The sequence below is a fragment of the Paenibacillus sp. BK720 genome, assembly GCF_011761545.1.
Taxonomy (GTDB): domain Bacteria; phylum Bacillota; class Bacilli; order Paenibacillales; family Paenibacillaceae; genus Pristimantibacillus.
In genome coordinates this window covers 873,454-889,156 of sequence record NZ_JAASRQ010000002.1, presented here as the reverse complement: position 1 = coordinate 889,156, position 15,703 = coordinate 873,454, and the positions used below count along the sequence as shown (strand labels likewise).

The window sequence follows — 15,703 nt, the reverse complement described above, 5'->3', positions numbered from 1 at the left end:
GAAATGAAGAAAAGGCAGCAAATACAGCGAGTTAATCCCCGCAGTACCGCTGCCCGTAAATACTTGCTTTTACGCTAGGTCACTGGTGGATAGACTCTTAACGGAGCGCTGTAATCTCCAGGAATCGTCCGTATCCATCATACCATGCATCCCCTTGTTCAGGGTCGTAAACCGTAACCGGGAAAGAATCCCTGATAACGCGGCGGGCTTCCCATATATCCGCGAATTCGCCTCCGGCAATCCATTGAACCGCCAGATTGCCAATCGCGCTTCCTTCCGCGGGTCCAGCCCATACCGGCTTGCCGATCGCATTTGCCGTCCATTGGCACAGCAGCGTATTATGAATGCCGCCGCCTACCATATGAAGACCGTTAAACTGCTGGCCGGACAACCGTTCCGTCAACTCCAGCACGTAACGGTATTTGAAAGCCAGGCTTTCCAATACGCAGCGGACAAGCGTGCCTGCATCCTCCGGAACCGGCTGATTCGTCTTCCGGCAATAGGCCTTGATTCTCGCCGGCATATCGCCTGGCGCCATAAACACGGGATCGTCCGGGTCGATAAAGGCCGTAAACGCAGGAGCTTCGCCCGCATGCTTAACAAGCTCGGGGAAGCTGTACTCCTGTCCGGAACGCTCCCATTCCCTCCTGCTCTCCTGCAGAATCCATAAGCCCATGATGTTCTTCAACAGACGGTAAGTACCGCCAAAGCCGCCTTCATTCGTAAAATTAAGCTGCTCCGCTTCCGCCGTCATAATCGGCTCCTGGATCTCCGTTCCGAGCAGCGACCATGTTCCGCAGCTTAAGTAAGCGAAGGAGCGTTCAAGCGCCGGTACGGCGACAACGGCCGATGCCGTATCATGCTCCGCCACGGCATGAACCGCAATCGGGCCAAGTCCAAGCTCCTCCTGAACGGATGGCTGCAAATACCCGGCTCTCGATCCGGGCTGAAGCACTTGTCCGAACAAGGACTCCGGCAAGCCAAGATGCTTAAGCAAACCCTCATCCCATTGCCGCTTGAGCGGATTGTAGAGTTGAGTGGTCGTTGCGTTGGAAAACTCGTTGTGCATTTCGCCGGTCAGGAAATACCGAAGCAGATCCGGAATCATCAGGAAACGCTTCGCTGCGGCAAGCTGCGGAGATTGATGAACTTTGGCTGCATAAAGCTGATAGATCGTATTAAACGGCAGGAACTGAATGCCCGTCCGCTTGAAGATTTCCGCAGGCGTTAATTCATCCTGAAGTCTCTCCATCATGCCGGCGCTTGAAAGGTCGCGATAATGAAGAGGATTGCCAAGCAAACTTCCGTCTGCGGCGATAAGTCCGTAGTCAACCGCCCAGGAATCAATGCCGACGCTTTGCGGCACTACCCCTTTATGCTTGGCTTTAAGCAGGCCTTGCTTGATCTCATGGTACAACCGCAGAATATCCCAGTGCAGACGGTCGCCCGTCTGCACCGGATCGTTAGGAAAGCGGTGAAGCTCTTCGGTTACGATCTTGCCGTCCTTCAGACGGCCAAGGATCGCTCTTCCGCTGCTTGCACCGAGGTCAAATGCCAATATGTCCGACAAACGGTCGCCCTCCTAACCGCGCTTTTGCAATACGTTTCGTTCGTATTCTTTCACTTCGCTGATCCACTGCTCGCGCACCGGAACGCCTTTTGTCGCGCAATAGTAATCCCAGATCGCGCCAAACGGATACGATTTGAACTCTTCGGTGAGCGCAAGGCGCGTCGTATAGTCGCCTTCCAGCTCCATTTTTTTCAGCGTTTCCACCGGCTCGAGCATCGCGCGTAGCAAAGCCTTGATAGTGTTGCGCGTGCCAACCACCCAAGCGGCTACGCGGTTAATGCTGGCATCGAAGAAATCGAGACCGATATGGGTTGTGCCCAGCAGATCATGACGAACCAGCTCTCTGCCGATCTCAAGCAGCTCATCGTCCATGATGACGACATGGTCGCTGTCCCATCTCATCGGACGGCTCACGTGAAGAAGAATGCCGCTTGTGAACAGAGCAAGAGATGACAGCTTATTCGAGATGACCTCCGTCGGATGGAAATGACCCGCATCCAGACAGATCAGCTTGTTATTCTGCAAGCCGTAGCCCATATAAAATTCGTGGGAGCCAACGACATACGCTTCCGAACCAAGCCCGAAAAGCTTGCTCTCCACCGCATCCAGGTTGTATTTCGGATCAAGCGGCTCCGCAAACACTTCATCAAGCGAAGCTTTCAGTCGTTTGCGCGGAGTCATCCGGTCTACGGGATTATCCTTGAAGCCGTCCGGAACCCAGACGTTGGTCACGCAGGTCTGGCCCAGCTGCTCGCCAAAGTAAGCTCCGATTCGGCGGGAAGCCTTGCAGTGGTCAATCCAGAACTGGCGGATCTCCGGATCCGGATGGCTGAGCGTAAAGCCGTCGCTCGATTTCTCGTGAGAGAAGCAGGTTGGATTAAAGTCGAGTCCAAGCCCTTGCTCCTTCGCCCAGGTTACCCAGTTTTCGTAATGACGAGGTTCAAGCTGATCCAGCTCAACCTTCTCGCTCGTATCCGTATAGATCGCGTGAAGGTTTACTTTATGCTTGCCCGGAATGAGGGAGAAGGCTTTCTCCAGATCGGAGCGAAGCTCCTCCGGCGTTCGTGCCGCGCCCGGATATTGGCCGGTAACCGAAATGCCGCCGGTCAATTCCTGGTCCGCGTTCAGGAAACCTTTTACGTCGTCGCCTTGCCAGCAATGCATGGAGACTTTGACCGTCTCCAGCTTGCGCAGTACTTCATCCGTATCAATCCCATGCTGGGCGTACAATGCTTTCGCCGCTTCGTAAGCTTGCTTTACATTTTGGTCCATCGGTATGGGGGCCTCCTTCTTAGCGTGTGAATGCAGCCGGTACGCCGCCGTCAATCGTCAGCATGCAGCCGGTTGTTTTGTCCGATTTCGAGGATGCGAAGAAAGCAATGCCTTCGGCGATATCTCTCGGATAAATATTGACGAGCAGCGTAGTCCGTTTGCGGTAGTGCTCTTCCAATTGGTCCGGCTCGATGCCGTAAGCCGCGGCGCGTTCGTTGCGCCATGCGCCATTCCAGATCGCGGAGCCCTGCAGTATCGCATCCGGCAGAATCGTATTGACGCGAATGCCGAATTCGCCGCCTTCCGCAGCGATGCAGCGTGCCAGATGAGCTTCCAGCGCTTTCGCCGAGCTGTAAGCCGTAACGCTTTTGCCTGCGAAGATCGAGTTTTTGGAGCCGATGAACACCATGTTGCCGCCAATGCCCTGCTGCTTCATCAGCTTGAACGCTTCGCGGGCAACAAGGAAATAACCGGTTCCAAGGACGTTAATATTCAGATTCCATTCTTTGAGGGAGGTTTCGTCAAACGGGCTGGATGTTGCCAGGCCAGCGTTGTTGACGATAATATCCACGCCGCCGTAGACGAGGGCTACTTCCGCATAAGCTGCCTGTACCGCTTGCTCGTCCGTAACGTCCATTTTCACGGCATAAGCGCGGTTCTCGCCGTATTTGTCGTTAATTTCCTGCGCAACCTTCTCAGCGCCTTCCAGATTCAAGTCGGCCAGCACGACATGCGCGCCTTCCGATACGAGGCGGCGGGCCGTCTCGCTGCCGATCCCGCCGGCACCGCCCGTAATAAAGGCAACCTTGCGGGAGAATTCGGCTTCAGCCGGAGCCAGCGACAGCTTGTAAAGCTCAAGCGGCCAGTATTCCACGTTGTACGACTCGTTCGCGCTCAGCGACACGAAGTTGCCAAGCGCCGTCGCGCCGCGCATAACGGAAATGGCACGGTGGTACAAAGCGCCGCTCACTTGCGACAGCGCCCAGCTCTTGCCCGTGTTGATCATGCCAATACCAGGAATCAGGATCACGCGAGGAGCCGCTTCGAACATCACGTCGCCTTCGTTTTTGTTTTCCTCGAAATAAGCTTTGTATTGCTCTTTATAAGCGGCAACGCCTTCAATCAATTTCGACTTCAGGCCATCGATATCCTCCGCGTTAGGCGTCCAATCGATAAAGAGCGGAACAACCTTCGTGTGAACGAGATGGTCGGGGCAGGCTGCGCCTACTTGCGACAGCTGCGGAGCGTCCGCGCCGCCAACGAAAGCCAGCACATCGTCTTGATCGTCGAACGAGAGAATCATTTTCTTCACGTCGGATACGGCACCGCGGATCGTAGGCATTACCTGCGATACGATTTGACGGCGAATCTCTGCCGGAAGCGCTTCATGCTTCACGCCCCCGAACAATTTGGCTTCGTTGACGCGAGCTTCGATGAAAGCTTCCGCTTCATTAATAATCTTGATGGTCTGCGCGTAGCATTCCTCGGATGTTTCGCCCCAAGTTACGAGGCCATGCTTCTCCATCAGAACAAGCTCGGCATTCGGATTAGCCAACACGCCTTCCGCGATCATTTTCGAAAGAGTAAAGCCAGGACGCACGTAAGGCACCCATACGAAGCGGTTGCCGAAAATCTCTTCCGCCAGATGGCGGCCGTTATCCGCGCAGCACAGGCTGATAATCGCATCCGGATGCGTATGGTCCACATGCTTGAATGGCAGGAAGGCATGCAGCAGCGTCTCGATCGAAGCACGCGGATGCTTCGCGTCGATCATGCAATTGCCAAGGTAAGCAACCATCTCTTCGTCTGTCATGGCATCGCGTTCGAACAATGGACGGATATCCTCCATGCGGAGACCGGTGAAGTTCGCCGCTTTCATCGAACCAAGGTCCGAACCGCTGCCTTTCACGTACATCACTTCAATATCGCGGCCGCGGAAATCTTTTACCGTTGTTTTCGTGGAAGTATTGCCGCCGTAAATGTTGCACACGCGGCGGTCTGCTCCGATCAGGTTAGAGCGATAAACCAATTGATCGAGTCCGTTCGTAAATTCAGATGCTTTAGATGATTGCCATAAGCTTTGTACCATTTTGTTTACCTCCGAATACGTTGTTTTATCTTTATGTTTTGATAGTAACATGTTTGTTTATATTTGAAAACAAAAATATTTCGGGCATAAACAAATATATTCAAAAACAAAAGAGCGGGACAGCTCACGCTCCCCGCTCCTTGCAATCCGCTACCTTTGAATAAAATCCGCAATCGTTACTTTTTGTCCGGTCCGCGCGCTTTCCAGTGCCGCATTAACCATAGCCATGCTGTATTGGTTATCCCGGCTGTCGGTTTCCGCCCTGCGGTTTTCCTGAAGAGAAAGGAACATTTCGTCCAGACAGCCCGGATGCCCGGTTCTTTCCGAATGGGCATCCATGACTCCAGAATCGGCGTCTATCCTCACAAACGATTTGATGAATTTCCCATCCTGCGGTTCCGGCGCGACGACTTCCGCATACGGCGCATCATGCCCATTCCATATCGCCGTACCCTTCTCGCCGGTGATTCTCCAGTCCGCTTCCCAAGACGTATTCGCGCCTTCCGCACACCAGGAACCCCGGTAATTGAACACCGAGCCGTCCGACATTTCGAAGATGCAGACAGCGGCGGCTGCCCCTTCGTACCAAGAGCCCGGCGGGTTAAATTCATGGCAATAAACCGACACCGGGTCCGCTCCCAGTATAAGACGGGCTTGGTCAAACGTATGGATCGCCATATCCAGCAGCAGCGGGCTTGCCATCGTTTCCCGGAATCCGCCGAAATGCGGCCCCAGGAAGAAATCCGCGTTCACGAATCCCGGCTTGCCAATCGTACCCGTTTCCAGCAGATGCCGCAGCGCGCGAATCCGGGGATCAAACCGCCTGTTCTGCATGACGGCATGGGATTTTCCCGTCTCCTCCGCAATCCGGATCAGATCCTTGCACTCCTCCGCCGTTTCCGCGAGCGGCTTCTCCCCAAAGATGTTGCAGCCAAGCTGCATGGCCGTGCTTGCGATTCGGTGATGGCTTGCCGGTATCGTCACGTCAAAGACGAGATTAGCGCCGGTCTGCTGAATAGCCTCTGCAAGATCGGTAAAAGTAGGGCAGCTCAGGCTCTTCTTCTCCCTCATTTTCTCGGCAAACTCCAGCTTAATATCGACTAAAGCTACAATCTCGGTATCATCGCGCTCGATGGCCGTATCGATCCAGATGTTCGACATGCCTCCGCAGCCCGCTACTACAACTTTATACGTTGCGCTCATTCGCATGCACTCCCTATTTCGGATTCGGCACAAACTGTCCGCCGCGGCATTGCTTCAAATAATTTAAGGCATGGACTTGTCCCGTCATTTCCAGCTCGTCGCGGTAAACCGGATCATGCCAGCCTTCGATATCGATCGTTCCTTGATAGCCTGCTTGTCTGAGTATCGTAATGATATCGGTCCAGTTCGTATCGCCAAAGCCCGGCGTCCGGTGCCAGACGAACGGTTTTGGACCATGAATGCCGTATTCCTTTACGATATCCCATGCGATGGTTGCGTCCTTGCCATGGACGTGGAACACTTTGTCCACCCATTTGCGTAGCTGCGGAATCGGATCGATCAGCGAGACCATCTGATGGCATGGCTCCCACTGCAGACCGATATTGTCGGACGGAATCGCGTTAAACATCATTTCCCAAGCCGTCGGGTTATGCGCGATGTTCCAATCTCCGGTCTCCCAAGTGCCGCCCATATCGCAATTCTCGAACGCAATTCGGACTCCCTTATCCGCCGCCCGCTTGCCCAGTTCTCCGAACACCTCCGCGTACCGCGGAATAGAGCTGGCAATCGATTCGCCGGTCAATCGCCCGGTAAAGCCGGACACGATGTCCGTCCCGAACAAATGCGCATGATCGATCAGCCTTTCCCAGCTGGCAAGGGTATCCGCGTTATTACCCGCACCGGTCAACGGATTGCCAAAGATGCCAACCGTCGATATAATGAAACCGTATTCATCCGACAGCTCGCGAACCCGCTTCGCCGTCTCAACCAGATCCGTGCCGCCCGTTGTTTGCCAGAACGTCAAGCTATACGATTCGAAGCCGTGAGGAGCAATCTGAGGAATAACGCGTACCGCGTCGCCTCCGCCAACCAATGTTCCGATCCGAAGTATGTTCGTCATATCATTACCACTCCTATTTTGGTGGATTAATTTTGAATGCACCCTCAGTATAGCGCGGGAAAATGGACGATTCTCGACCATTCTTGTGTTTTACTAGTCCTATATTGTGGAGTTGAGTCTTTCATGAGTTATCCGAAGGAACTGCGCGAGAATACTCGCATAGACGAGAAAATGCACCCGGTTCAATTTTTTTCGAACCGCGCTCTTCAGAAGAAGCCGGGCGAGCTGATTCTCTATTTGCATTGGCATGAGCATTTCGAAATTATCGTCATGCAGCAAGGCAGTGCCGTCTTTCATATCGACAGCGAATCGTACGAGGCATATCCGGGGGATGTTTTATTTGTGCCGGCCGGTGCGCTTCATGTCGGCTACAGTCTATGCGAAGGGGATATCTCGTATCTGGCTATCGTCTATAACAGCTCCCTCTTCCAGAATTGGATGCAGGATTCCCTTCATACGAAATATGTTCTGCCTTATTTGGAGGGCCGCGTTCAGCTCCCGGTTAAGCCAACTCTGCTCGATCCGTCCTGCGCGGACAATTATTACTTGCTGGATCAGGCCAATTCGGAGTTTAAGGCGAAGCAGCCCGCTTATCAGCTGATGGTGAAGTCCCAGCTTCATATGCTGCTCACATTGCTGTCCCGCAAATTTCTTCCGCAGCAGCTTCCGGAGCAGGCGACCAATCGATACGTGCATAACCGCGAACAGTTCAAGGCATTAATCGAGTACATAGAAGCCAGCTTTGCGGACAAGCAGACGGTCGCCGATGCGGCAAAACGGATGAACCTGAACGTCCATCATTTCTGCAAAATGTTCAAAAAGCTGACCGGCCGCACCTTTATCGACTACGTCAATGTATGCCGGGTAAATGAAGCGGAGCGGCTGCTGCTCGCCGGCGAACTTTCCATTACCGAGATAGCGGGCCGCGTCGGCTGCGACAACTCCAATTATTTTACGAAGATGTACAAGAAGTACAAAGGCGTTGCCCCTTCCCAGCTGAGAAAACAGCTGTCCGACGCAAACAAAATCCCCTTAAGCGTGCCAATCGCCTAAGGGGATTTCCATCGGGTTAATGAATGGCAAACGGGCTGTTTTGCACCGCCTTCAGCCACTCGGATGCCATTAAATAATGGCCGGCCGCCGTTGGATGCACGCCGTCAAACAGCCAATAATCAGGCTCAGCTTTTTCCGCCGCTTGATCGAAAGCCTGCTGGAAGGGCACAAATACCGCCTGATACTCTTCGGCTAATTGCTTCACAACCTCGCTCTGCCTTTCTACCCTATCGCGCCAGCCGTTCCACTCCCGGGCGGTTACGCCTGTCCGCAGCACGAACGGTTCGCATAGAACAAGCCCGGTATGCGGCAATACTTCCTTCGTCTCCTCCAGCAGAACGCGGTAAGCCCGCTCGAAACGATCCGTTGCGCCGCTAGGCAGCTTGTCCATGATGCGCCATGTATCGTTCACCCCGATCAAGATGCTGAGCAGGTCCGGCTTAAGCGCAATCGCATCTTCATTCCAGCGCGCATACAGATCGGATACCCGGTTCCCGCTAATGCCCCGGTTAATGAATTGATGACCGGCCTCCGCTTGCTCGCAGCCCAGCCGACCGGCGATATGACACGCGTACCCTTGCCCGAGCAGCTGGCCCGCATACCCGTCCCTAGAACGTCCGCAGTCCGTGATGGAATCGCCTTGGAACAAAATCACTTTCCCCATTCTAAAACTTCCCCTCCGCATATGAAGTAAATATAAAGCTTTCCCACCCATTTTATAGAAGACTACGATCTTCTGTAAATCATGGAAGCGGCCACGAGACCAACGCAAACTCCCGAGACAGGGGCAACTGCCAAAATACTGATAGCCGGCAGACCGCTGGCATTTAATTTCAATACCGTGAGCAGCACTACCCATAGAAACACAATCATCCAGTACAACCACTTTTGATAGGAAGGCACGGCAAAAATATCGTCATTCTTGGGGTTACTTTTATACAGCCTGATAAGGATCGTGACCGTTATGGTTGACAATCCCAGCAGAGAGAAGCTGTACTGCAGCATTTTAAATAGAGGCAGATTCAGAAAAACAATCCGGTTCAAAATATCCAAATGATGAACAAAATAACCCCTCTCATGCGTAAACCCGTCGACCAGGATATGCGTATAGAACCCGATAATCACGGATAGCAGATAGAAGAAGCACGCCTTAAAGCTTCCCACATCCCACCTGTCGATCAGATGATAGGCGCGTTTATCGAGATCAAACAACGACGGCAAATGGAGCGCAAGCGAGGATTTGACCACATAATGAAACAAAAGTCCAAGAACGAGGCTGAGAGGAATAACCTGCAGGAACAAGCCCGCTGCCGTATGCCCGATGGACTGATATGGCTCGAGGCGCACAAAATACTCCATGTCCGGCCCCATGCTGCCCAGCACCAGGCCCGTGACGCTCAAAAATTTTCTATTTATCATTTTTAACGGATAAGCAAATATCGGATGAGCTAACGTATAAGGCATCCCTTCGGGCTCCAATCTATACTTTATTTCTAAAGGTTATAGACGAACGGAAAAGCAAAAGGTTACAAGATTTTCATAAATTTAAAAAGACTGGTCATCCACAAAAACTGCGTGTATATTTATTCAAGTAAATGTATTTATATTCTTACGTGGAGGTTGATTATGACGCACACCGTATTTGTGGATGGTCAAGAAGGGACAACTGGCCTCAAGCTGCTTGATTATTTGACCCGTTTTTCATCGATTGAAATTCTAAAAATTGATCCCGCGAAAAGAAAGGACCCCAAAGAACGGGAAAAACTACTTAATGATGCGGATCTCGCATTCCTCTGTCTTCCCGATTCGGCTGCCAAAGAATCCATCTCGCTTGTCAAAAATGACAAGACGAAATTAATCAACGCAAGCTCATTGTTCAGAACGGACAAAAACTGGGCATATGGGTTGCCGGAATTGAAACACCAGCGGGAACGGATAAAATCCTCATCGAGAATTTCCGTGCCAGGCTGCCATGCCACCGGCTTTATCCTCTCGGTTAGACCCTTAATAGAATCAGGTGTCCTTCAGAAGGACTATCCCGCTTCCTGTTATTCGATCTCGGGCTATACGGGGGCCGGAAAAAGCGGAATTGACGAATACGAGCATGCAGACTCAGCTTCCATCACTAAACTCCAGGTTCCGAGGCCTTATTCTTTGCTGCATAAACATAAGCATTTACCCGAAATGGCCATGTTCTCAGGACTTGAGTATGAGCCATTATTCACCCCTATCAAAGCAAATTATCCCCAAGGACTGGCAATGACGGTTCCGTTAACAGGAAGAAGCATGGCTAAAAAAGCATCCGCAAAAACAGTGCATGAAATATTGGCCGCCTATTACGAATCGGAACGATTTGTTCAGGTCATGCCCTACGATTCGGAAGCCTATTTGGAGGACGGTCATTTTCTGATTGGCGAAGGCATGAACACGAACCGGCTAGAAATTTTTGTTTTCGGACAGGACGATCATATTACGATTGTTTCGAGATACGATAATCTAGGCAAGGGAGCTTCGGGTGCTGCTATTCAAAATATGAATTTGATGCTGGGATTTGACGAAGCGTCCGGTCTGATCCTCTAACAAAAAGAAGCCGGCTATCCATGGGATAGCCGGCTCTGCTGTTTATTAAACTTGAACCGTTGAAATCAGTCTGTACAGGATCGTTGCCGCTTCCGCGCGCGTTGCCGTTTTATCCGGGTAATAGTAACCTTCCGGCGTCCCTTTAATCAGTCCGGATTTCAGCGATAACGCCACCGCGTCGGCTGCCCAGGCTGCGATTTCGCTGCCATCCTTCAAGGCCGCAAGCTGATCTGCGCCGGCTGCTTGCGACTTGCCCGCAAAAGCAAGGGCATTAGCCGCGGTTACGGCAAGCTGCTGTCTTGTGATTTTGTCATTCGGACGAAACGTTCCGTCCGTAAAGCCTTGAATGATACCCGCTTCTGTTGCTGCCTCTACCGCGTCGGCATACCAGGCATTCGCGGTTACATCCTTAAAGCTGCTTGCCGGGCTGCCTGCTGTCAAGCCAAGAGCCCGCGTCAGCATCGCCACCCACTCCGCACGGGTTAACTGCTGCTCAGGAGCAAATCGATCGGCGGTTTCACCATGCAGAATGAAGCTCGAAGCAAGAGCGCTAATCTCTTTTTCAGCCCAATGCCCTTTCGTATCGGCAAACGATTTGTTTATTGCCAATACCGCGTAGACGCTGTTATGATTCGTGCGGATTACCGCGGTAACGTTACCGTTTGCATCGGTAACAAACGTTATTGGCACCGGAGTTGCCGAGCCGTCCGAACCGATTACAACAGCTGCGGTTGGCTTCAAGGCGGGTTTGCCAAGCGGAATCGTACGGGTTACGTACTGCTTGCCAAAGCTCTTAACCTCCTGCCAATTCGAATGGCTGCCTGCCCAAACGTTAAATTGTACGGGAGCGCCAACCAATGTGCCGTCTTGCTTCGAAATAGCCACCTCGCCTGCATGCTTAACCGCATCGGACACCGGACTGATTCCTATGCGAAGCTGTTGTTCGTTTGTTATGGAGTTGCTGAACAGGGCCTGCAAAGGAAGCTCATACGTTCCCAGGCCGGTTTTGACGGTGATCGACAAAGCCTTGTTGTTCTTCAAGAGCTCGGCAAGCGCAGAGACAGGGAATTCTGCCTGCCGGTTGCTTTGCCCGTTCAGTTCAGTCAAATCGACTGTAATCGAGTGCGCGTTGCCGCCTTGAGCTGCGCTTGCTAGAGTAACTGCATCCACATTTACAACGGATGCCGACTCTCCGTCAGGAGCTGTTTCGGTTGTTGCCGTAAACCCGCTGATGGTGGATCCGGTGCCGGAAGACGTGACGACAGGGCCGGTCGTTACTCCTCCGCCAGCGGATGGAGTCGTTGTTGAGCCGCCGCTTGTTACGTTCACGATTGCTGTTGCCGTGAAGCCTCCGTCCTCCGTTGTAACGGTTATTTGAGCCGTACCTGTACCTTTTGCCGATACCACGCCATCCGACACCGATGCAACCGATGAATTGCTGCTGCTCCAGTAAAGGTTATGGTTCTCCGCATTGTCCGGATGAATCGTTGCGGTGAGCGTGCCCGTCTTGGTGCCGGACAGATCGAGGGCAAGCTGAGCTTTATCCAGCGTTACGCCTGTTACGCTTACGGTAGCATCCGGATAACGGTAGATTTCGAAATCGTCGATCGCCGCCCAGTTGCCGGCTTTCGCATCCGAGAAGACGCCGACTTGCAGCTTGCCGCTTGTTACCTCGATACGGTCGATCGCATACGCAGTATATACGCTGCCGCTTGCGCCTCTCATGTCTTTCGTCAGCTGCGGCGCGTTCTCGCCGTAGCCCGATACCTCAAGCTGGAACTTGTTTTGTCCGCCGCCCGTCCTTACCCACACTTGAACTTTATACAAGCCGTTTGGAACGGCAAGCGTCTGATAGTTCGATTGCTGGTAAGCCGAGCCGGACCAATGAGTCATTTTATATTTGCCGCGCGGGTTATCGTTGTCGATTGACGAAGCATTCGACTGCGTACCCGGATGCCACTCCTGCCATGGGGCAAGGGTAGGCTTGCCATCGCTGCCCGTTGTCTCGAAATCGAGATTGCTCTCCGGAAAAGGCACCGGAACGCTTGCTACCGTAGGCGTCTCGGTGACCGCATTGCTTGCCGCCGATTCGTTGCCAGCCTGGTCTACCGCTTTTACAGTAAAGCTATAAAGCGTGCCTGCCTTCAGGTTTGTCACCGTATAGACGGATGACGGAGCGGGATCAACCGATGCCCGTTTAAAGCCGTTGACATAAATGTTGTACTTCAGGAAATCGCTCTCGACGTTTGGCTCCCAAGCCAATTTAACCTGTTCGATTCCAGGCTCCGCTGTAAGGCCAACCGGTGCCGACGGTGCTGCGGAATCCGAACCTGCCGCTGTAGTTGCGTTTGCGGAAGAGCTTGCCGCAGACTCGCCGTTTGCGTTAAATGCCGTAACGCGGTAGGAATAGAGCGTACTGCCTCGAAGACCTTGATCCGCATAACCGGTCGCCTCTCCGGCCGCGAGTCCAATCAGACGGTAATCCGGATATACCCCGTTTGCCGAGGTTTCCGAATCCGCGGTAGAGCGATAGACTTTATAACCGTCCACATCCGGGACTTCTGTCCAGGACAGCTTGATATTATGACCGCCGTCCAGCTCTGCCTTGACGCCTTGAGGCGCCTCCGGAGCGTTCGTGCCTTGTGCGGCAGCTGGAGCTTTTGCAATAACCGGAATCAATTCCACGTCGTCAAATGCAGCCCATTCGCCGCCCTTATTGAGGGAATGGATACCCAGCTCCACTTGTCCGTTTGTCACCTGAATTTCCGGAATAACGATTTGCGTCCATGACCCTACGTAAGCCGTTGTTGCCGCTGCCACGCTCAGATCGGCGCCGCCGTATTTCTTCGCTTCCAGGCTTACGTTCGTATCGCCGCCCTTCTGATACCAGACGGATGCTTTATACGTCCCGTTAGGAACCTTCACCGTGCGGTAAGTGGTCTGTTCATATGGCGTGCTGCCGCCTAAATAATGCGTAAGCTTGAACGACCCGGTTCTCGGATTATCCCTGTCCGCTTTTTGGGCGGTTGCTTGACCTTCCGGGGTCCAGCCATTCCACCCGGCAAGTCCGCCTTCTTCAAAGCTGCCTCCTATGCTCAAATAGTTATAGCTGCTTTGCACAAAATCATAAGAGAACTGAAGCCAGTTCAGATTTACCTTGCCTCGGAATACGACATACAATTTGTGTTTGCCGCTTACGGCCTCCGCTTGAGCGGCTTTTGTAATCCATGCACCGCTTGTTTCCGTGAGATCAACGCCGCCGGCATATGCGCCGTCCGGACGGTCGAGACGGAACTCGATGCCGCCGTCGCCCTGCGATTGCGCTCTCACCTTCACGCTTGCCGTTCCATTCAGAAATTCAACGCTGTCAAATGCGATGTAGCTGCCATCCCCCGTTGCATGGACAGAAAGGCCGCCGCCGGTGTCCGTGGTCACTTCGGTTGTTACGCCGTTCATTTCACTGTAATCTTCAGCCTGCAGGGCCGCATAAGGGCTGATTGAAGCCGCGCTGTCCTGCGTTCCGTTCCATACGAAGGTGGCTACGGCGCCGGCAGGAAGCGTATACACGAAGCTTTTGGACCCCCAGCGTACTTTAAAGTCCTTCGGCTGCTTCGACGAGTTCAAGGCTAACAGAACTTTGGAACCGTCCTTATTGACGAACGCAACATCCTCGATGCTGCCCGCGCCGAATGTATTGGACTTAATCCGCTGTGCTCCCGGCAGAACAAATTTGCTGGCCTGCCCAAAAGCATAAAACTCTTCATTGTATTTGACTTCATCCGTGCCGCTGTCAACCGTTACGATACCGCGGCAGTCCGAGCATCCGCCGACATACGGACCATTATTCTCGTCAAGCGCAATATTCCATTTGAGCGATGTGCGAGCCCAGTTGCGGGCAGCGCCAATAATCAGATTCTGAGTATCCCACTGCACGTTGCCGGCAAAATCGGGCGCGAATTCACCGCCGGAGCTTTCCGTAAAGTAGATATCTTTGTCCGGATGCAGGTCATGAACAAGCGATTGCGCGCTGACATTGCCCGAATAGCCGTGGAAGGCGGAACCGGCAATATACTTTTTCGCGTCCGGGTCGTTCAGAACCCCGATCGGGTAGTCCGGCTCGCTCCAGTTATGATCCCAGACGACAATTTTGGTATCGATTTGAGCCTCTTCAAACGCAGGTCCCAGATAATCCTTTACGAACTTCGCTTGATCCTCCGGTTCCATTCTCATCCCCGGGTAATCGGCCGGTTCGAAATGCGGTTCGTTCTGAAGCGTGACGGCGTCAATTGGAATTCCTTCCGCTTCGTAGGCTTCAATGAATTTAACGAAGTATTGCGCGTAAACCCCGTAATATTCCTCTTTCAGCTTTCCTTTAACCGATGAGTCCGTTGTTTTCATCCAGCCCGGCGCGCTCCAAGGCGTGCCCATAATTTTTAAATCCGGGTTGATTTGCAGCGCCTGCTTGAGGAACGGAATAATGTATGCGCTGTCATGAGCAATCGAGAAATGCTCCAGATCCGGATCCGTCTCTCCCGGGGGCATATCGTCGTAAGTATAGATGCTGGTTGCAAAATCGCTTGCGCCCATCGGCAGTCTCATATAACTAAAGCCTACGCCGTCGCCTTCGCGGCTGAACAGCTTATTCATCATAGCGTCTTTCGCCTGATTATCCATTCGGGAAATGACATACGCCGAAGAATCCGTTAGAGCGCCTCCGAAGCCGTCAATCGTCTGATACTTGGTTTTCTCGTCTACGTCAATCGTCAGCTCCGACGGCGCGCCGCTTGTTTCGAACGCGACATCCGGCTGCTTGGTTAACAAATTGCTCTTGTCTCCGGTGGTCATCCATACATTCACCGGATCACCGGAATCTGCCGCTACCGCCGGCAGCGCAATGCCGGTAAAGCTGGAGACAACAAGACCGGCGACCAGGCTCTGCGCGGCCATCCGTTTCCACAGGCTTACTTCCATGCTTCAAGCCCCTCTCAAGAAAGTTTTGTAATATTGTGGTTACTAGTGGATCAACTATTGAATA

The 15,703-nt window shown here is 52.9% G+C and carries 10 protein-coding genes; 2 read left to right on the top strand and 8 right to left on the bottom strand.

Translation table 11 applies throughout. The features are described from left to right. Positions 1 to 97: 97 nt before the first annotated feature. From FHT67_RS10630 to FHT67_RS10610, 5 genes are all read right to left on the bottom strand, one after another. Positions 98 to 1,570 (bottom strand): rhamnulokinase, encoded by a 1,473-nt coding sequence (locus FHT67_RS10630; protein ID WP_167197985.1) that lies wholly within the window; start codon positions 1,568 to 1,570, stop codon positions 98 to 100. Positions 1,571 to 1,582: 12 nt separating this feature from the next. After that, a complete protein-coding gene (rhaA, locus tag FHT67_RS10625) occupies positions 1,583 to 2,842 on the bottom strand; it encodes an L-rhamnose isomerase (protein ID WP_167197982.1) in 1,260 nt (419 codons plus the stop codon). A gap of 19 nt (positions 2,843 to 2,861) precedes the next feature. Then, positions 2,862 to 4,931 (bottom strand): bifunctional aldolase/short-chain dehydrogenase, encoded by a 2,070-nt coding sequence (locus tag FHT67_RS10620; RefSeq protein ID WP_132305789.1) that lies wholly within the window; start codon positions 4,929 to 4,931, stop codon positions 2,862 to 2,864. 150 nt (positions 4,932 to 5,081) lie between these two features. After that, the gene (locus tag FHT67_RS10615; RefSeq protein ID WP_167197980.1) at positions 5,082 to 6,134 is read right to left on the bottom strand and encodes a Gfo/Idh/MocA family protein; all 1,053 of its coding nucleotides are present in this window, start codon (positions 6,132 to 6,134) and stop codon (positions 5,082 to 5,084) included. A gap of 13 nt (positions 6,135 to 6,147) precedes the next feature. Further along, positions 6,148 to 7,035 carry a sugar phosphate isomerase/epimerase family protein gene (locus FHT67_RS10610; RefSeq protein ID WP_132305793.1) on the bottom strand — a complete coding sequence of 296 codons (888 nt, stop codon included), beginning with the start codon at positions 7,033 to 7,035 and terminating at the stop codon, positions 6,148 to 6,150. A gap of 123 nt (positions 7,036 to 7,158) precedes the next feature. Between FHT67_RS10610 and FHT67_RS10605 the strand changes: the two genes are divergently transcribed. After that, the gene (locus FHT67_RS10605) at positions 7,159 to 8,088 is read left to right on the top strand and encodes a helix-turn-helix domain-containing protein (protein WP_167197977.1); all 930 of its coding nucleotides are present in this window, start codon (positions 7,159 to 7,161) and stop codon (positions 8,086 to 8,088) included. Positions 8,089 to 8,104: 16 nt separating this feature from the next. Here FHT67_RS10605 and FHT67_RS10600 read toward each other — a convergent pair whose 3' ends face one another. Together FHT67_RS10600 and FHT67_RS10595 are read right to left on the bottom strand one after the other, a co-directional pair. Next, the gene (locus tag FHT67_RS10600) at positions 8,105 to 8,752 is read right to left on the bottom strand and encodes an SGNH/GDSL hydrolase family protein (RefSeq protein WP_167197974.1); all 648 of its coding nucleotides are present in this window, start codon (positions 8,750 to 8,752) and stop codon (positions 8,105 to 8,107) included. Positions 8,753 to 8,814: 62 nt separating this feature from the next. Next, positions 8,815 to 9,552 carry a DUF4184 family protein gene (locus tag FHT67_RS10595; RefSeq protein WP_167197971.1) on the bottom strand — a complete coding sequence of 246 codons (738 nt, stop codon included), beginning with the start codon at positions 9,550 to 9,552 and terminating at the stop codon, positions 8,815 to 8,817. A gap of 180 nt (positions 9,553 to 9,732) precedes the next feature. On the opposite strand from FHT67_RS10595, the gene argC reads away from it, so the two are divergent. Continuing rightward, positions 9,733 to 10,668, top strand: coding sequence for an N-acetyl-gamma-glutamyl-phosphate reductase (argC, locus tag FHT67_RS10590; RefSeq protein WP_347880086.1), 936 nt, complete (start codon positions 9,733 to 9,735; stop codon positions 10,666 to 10,668). 45 nt (positions 10,669 to 10,713) lie between these two features. On the opposite strand, the gene FHT67_RS10585 is transcribed toward argC, so the two are convergent. Then, positions 10,714 to 15,639 carry an S-layer homology domain-containing protein gene (locus FHT67_RS10585; protein WP_243867056.1) on the bottom strand — a complete coding sequence of 1,642 codons (4,926 nt, stop codon included), beginning with the start codon at positions 15,637 to 15,639 and terminating at the stop codon, positions 10,714 to 10,716. Positions 15,640 to 15,703: the final 64 nt, after the last annotated feature.